The organism is Streptomyces sp. SID3212, from assembly GCF_009865405.1.
Classification (GTDB): Bacteria; Actinomycetota; Actinomycetes; order Streptomycetales; family Streptomycetaceae; genus Streptomyces.
The window spans coordinates 1-4182 of record NZ_WWJY01000218.1 but is presented as its reverse complement, the minus strand read 5'-3'; the positions used below and the strand labels follow the sequence as shown (position 1 = coordinate 4182).

Annotated in this window: 3 protein-coding genes; all 3 read right to left on the bottom strand. The window is 72.7% G+C overall.

Annotated elements, in window-relative coordinates; all coding sequences use genetic code 11:
- Positions 1 to 433: 433 nt before the first annotated feature.
- The 3 genes from GT042_RS06405 to GT042_RS06395 all read right to left on the bottom strand — a co-directional run bounded on the left by GT042_RS06405 (position 434) and on the right by GT042_RS06395 (position 3941).
- Positions 434 to 1090: a hypothetical protein gene (locus tag GT042_RS06405; protein WP_161307730.1), complete on the bottom strand. Its 657-nt coding sequence runs from the start codon at positions 1088 to 1090 to the stop codon at positions 434 to 436.
- A gap of 93 nt (positions 1091 to 1183) precedes the next feature.
- A complete protein-coding gene (locus GT042_RS06400) occupies positions 1184 to 1726 on the bottom strand; it encodes a GNAT family protein (RefSeq protein WP_161307729.1) in 543 nt (180 codons plus the stop codon).
- On the bottom strand, positions 1704 to 3941 hold the full coding sequence (locus GT042_RS06395) for an MMPL family transporter (RefSeq protein WP_161307728.1): 2238 nt from the start codon (positions 3939 to 3941) through the stop codon (positions 1704 to 1706). Before GT042_RS06395 ends, GT042_RS06400 begins: the two co-directional genes overlap by 23 nt.
- Between the last annotated feature and the right edge of the window lie 241 nt (positions 3942 to 4182).

Here is a 4182-nt window from a genome sequence, read left to right as displayed (position 1 = left end):
CGCGCGAAGCGTTCGCGGAGGGGGTTCACCGGCCCCTCCCCGGCGTCCCTGGCGGCTCGCCGCGCCTCCCGGCGCGCGGCCCGGGCCTCCCGGACGAGCCGCCCCTGGGCGGCCCGGCGCAGCAGCTCGTCGGTGTGGATCTTCTGGAGTTCGTACTCGAACATGGTGTTCCCCCTGGGGCGAAGGTTCCGGCGTCGGCGTCCGGTGATGCCTCCACCTTCGCCGCCCAGGGGGTCCGCCCACATCGGGAGAGTGCCGCATTTCCGGACCGCGGGGGCCTTAGGCACGGGGCCGGGCGCGGGGGTGCGGACGTACGGACATAGGTACGGCCTAAGGCTCCGGCGGTGAAGCGCGCGGGGGCCTTAGGCCGAGAGGAAAGCCGAGAGGAAGCCGGGCGGAGAGCCCGGAGGGAAAGCGGTCGTCCGCCGCGTGCTTACGGAGCCGCCGGGGCGGCCGGCGGCGCGGGCGGCACCGGGATCGACGCGAAGATGTCGAAGTACATGCCCAGCGCGACCAGGATGCCCACGAAGCCGAGGACGGCGCCCGCGACGGCGACCGGGCGCACCCAGCCGGTCCGCTGCGGCAGGGCCACCACGATGGCGCCGACGAGCAGCGCGAGCAGCGCGACCACCCCGTTGGCGGCGGCGGAGGCGTGCCACGCGTCCGCGTACCCCTCGGAGATCTGCTTGGCGGCCGTGGCGCTCTGGTCCAGCTTGACCTGGCCGGAGAGCGCCTCGCGCTCGGAGAGGACCTTGCCGAACCAGGTGCCGGTCAGGCCGACGATGCCGAGGGCCAGGGCGAGGAAGGCACCGGCCATGGAGCCCAGGCCGGAGTGGCCGCGCCCGGCGGCGAGCTCGTCCGCGAAGTCGTCGTCGCCGTCGTCGTCGGTGGACTCGTCGTCGAACTCGACCACGAGCGCGCCGTCCGCCGCGCCGGTCCCCTCGGCGGGGTCCGCCGTGCGGGCCGCGGGCACCGCCTCGTCACGCACGTCGCTCTCCCCGGCCTTGGGCTCGGTGGCCGCGGCGTTCTCAGGCGTGGGGTCCTGGGACGACTCCGGCTCGGGGGTCTGGGTCTTGGAGGTGGGGTTCATACGGCGCACGCTAGGGGCGAAGTCTGAGAACTTCCTGAGAACGCCGGAACTGACCGGAAGTGGCTCAACCCCCGGCGGGTCCCCCGCGCCCGGTCACGGCCGCCACTCGGGGGCGAGAACCGACCAGACCTCGGTGTCCTGCCGCTTCCCCCGGTGCGGATAGTTGTCCCGCAGCACGCCTTCCCGGGTCATTCCCAGCCGCTGGGCGACCCGGATGCTCGGACCGTTCTCGGAGGACACCAGCCACTCCACGCGGTGGATCCCGCGCTCCCGTACGGCCCAGTCGATGATCGTCCGGGCGGCCCGGGTGACCAGTCCGCGTCCCGTACCGGCCGGTTCGAGCCAGCACCCGACCTCGCAGGTCCCGGCCTCCGCGTCGAACGCGGGGAAGAGCACCCCGCCGACCAGCGTGGAGTCCAGCCAGATCCCGAGGATCCGCCCGCCGTCGGCCGCCTGCTTCTCGGCGTACGAGGTGAGCACCGCGTGTGCGGACGGCAGGTCGGTGACCAGCTGGGCGAAGCGGATGTGCTCGTTCACCAGGGTCCTGGCCCGGTCCATGTGCGCGAGGAACTCCCCGGCCTGCCAGGGCTCCAGGGGACGCAGCTCCGCCCCGTCACCCAGCGATGTCGCGAACATCCGACTCCCTCTTCACCGCGGTCACCCGGTGCCGTGCCTCGTGGACCGTCCCGGCCGGACGGTACTCGGGCGCCTCGACGCTGATCCGTGGCAGCCACCGGTCCAGCCGCTTCGGCAGCCACCAGTTGGCGCCGCCGAGCAGGTGCATGAGCGCGGGCACCAGCAGTGTACGGAGGACGAACGCGTCCAGCGCGACCGCGGCGGCCAGGGCGATGCCGAACATCGCGATGACGCGTTCGCCGCTGAGGACGAAGGCCAGGAACACCGAAATCATGATGACGGCCGCCGAGTTGATCACCCGTCCGGTCTCGGCGAGCCCGACCCGTACGGCCCGTCTGTTGTCGCCGGTCTCCAGCCACTCCTCGTACATCCGGCTGACCAGGAAGACCTGGTAGTCCATGGAGAGACCGAAGAGGACGGACACCATGATCACGGGGAGGAACGGTTCGATCGGCCCGCCGCCGCCGAGCCCCAGCAGCTCGCTCCCCCACCCCCACTGGAAGATCGCGACCACCACCCCGAAGGACGAGGCGACGGCGGCCACGTTCATCACCGCCGCCTTGAGCGGGATCCCCAGGGAGCGGAAGGCGAGCAGGAGGAGCAGACAGCCGAGGCTGATCACCACCCCGACGAAGAGCGGCAGTTTGCCGACGATCGTGGCGGCGAAGTCGTCGTAGCTGGCGGTGACCCCGCCGACGTACACCTCCAAGGAGGTGTCGGTCTCGGCGCGCGGGACCACGTCCGTACGCAACCGGTCGACCAGCTCGCTGGTCCGGCGGGACTGCGGGGCCGACGTCGGTACGACGGTGAGCGACGCGGTGTCGCCACTGCCGTTGAACATGATCGGGCCGACGGACGCCACCCCCTCGGTCGTACGGAGCAGGTCGGGCAGCTGGTCCATGGCGAGCCGGTCGTCCGCGCCGTCGAGGTGCGCGACCAGCGCGAGCGGCCCGTTGACGCCGGGGCCGAACCCGTCGGCGAGCCGGTCGTACGCCTGCCGGGTGGTGGTCGTGGCGGGGTCGTTGCCCTGGTCGGAGGTGCCGAGGTGGAGGGAGAACGTGGGCAGGGCCAGCAGCAGCATCACCCCGGCGGCGACCGCGCCCAGCAGCTTGGGGTGGCGTTCCACGAACAGCGACCAGCGGACGGCGAAGCCGCCGGGGACCTCGGGCTCGGGGCCGCGGGCGGCGAGCCGCGCGCGTTCGCGCCGGCTCAGGGCGCGCGTCCCCACGAACGACAGCAGGGACGGCAGGAGGGTGACGGACGCGGCGACCGTCAGCACGACGGTGAGGGACGCGGCGATCGCGACGCCGTTGAGGAAGCCGAGCCGAAGGACCAGCATGCCGAGCAGGGCGATGCAGACGGTGGCCCCGGCGAAGACGACGGCTCTGCCGGTGGTCGCGACCGCGTTGGTGGCGGCCTCGGTGACGGTGAGCCCGCGTTTGAGGCCCTTGCGGTGGCGGGTGACGATGAACAGCGCGTAGTCGATCCCGACACCGAGGCCGATCAGGAGGCCGAGCATGGGCGCGAAGTCGGCGACGGTCATCACATGGCCGAGGAGCACGATGCCCGCGTACGCCGTGCCGACCGAGACGAGCGCGGTGGCGAGGGGCAGCGCGCTGGCGGCGAGCGAGCCGAAGGCCAGGAAGAGGACGACGGCGGCGACGGCCACCCCCACGATCTCGGTGAGGTGGGCGCCCGTCGAGCCCTGGGTGAGGGCGACGGCGTCACCGCCCAGGTCCACGTCGAGGGTGTCCGTGGCGGCGGCCTTCGCGGTGTCGACCACCGCCCGGGCCCGCGCCTCGGGCAGGTCGTCGGCCTGCTGGTCGAAGGTGACGGTCGCGTAGGCGGTACGGCCGTCCGCGCTGATCCGGCCGTCGCCGTCGGGGGCGTACGGGCTGACGACGGACGAGACCCCGGGCAGCTCGGCGATCGTGGCGAGCGTCCTGCTCATGTCCTGGCGGACCTCGCCCGTACGGACCGAGCCCCGGTCCGTGTGCCAGACGACGGAGTCGCTGTCACCGCCGAGCCCCTGGAACTTCTCGGTGAGGAGCCGGGCCGCGAGACCGGACTCGCTGCCGGAGGTGTCGGAGCTGGTGGAGCTCGAGTACGCGGACCCCATCACCTGGGCCGCCACCGTGACGCCGCCGAGTGTGGTCAGCCACAGGAGGACAGCGAGCAGGCGATGCCTGACGCACCATCGCGCGAGGGCTGCCAAGAGGGTGCTCCCAGGGGTTCGTGGCTCGGCACCGTGAACACCCGTCGTGGGGCGGGGGAATCAGCGGTGAAGAGCGCGTGACCTACGGAGAGCCACTCTCGCAGCCGATAATGATCATTTGTCCGCTTCGTGGGGTTACTCACAGTGCGCGTCGGCCGGGAACTTCCGCAGGAGGGCCGCCGGCGGGAGGCGCGTCGGCGGGCCCCGCGCCGTACGGCCGGGTCAGGCGCCCGACCGCGAC

Bases quoted from the DNA above. Each gene is read 5' to 3' on its own strand.
- GT042_RS06405 (WP_161307730.1), bottom strand. From the start codon at position 1,090: ATGAACCCCACCTCCAAGACCCAGACCCCCGAGCCGGAGTCGTCCCAG.
- GT042_RS06400 (WP_161307729.1), bottom strand. From the start codon at position 1,726: ATGTTCGCGACATCGCTGGGTGACGGGGCGGAGCTGCGTCCCCTGGAG.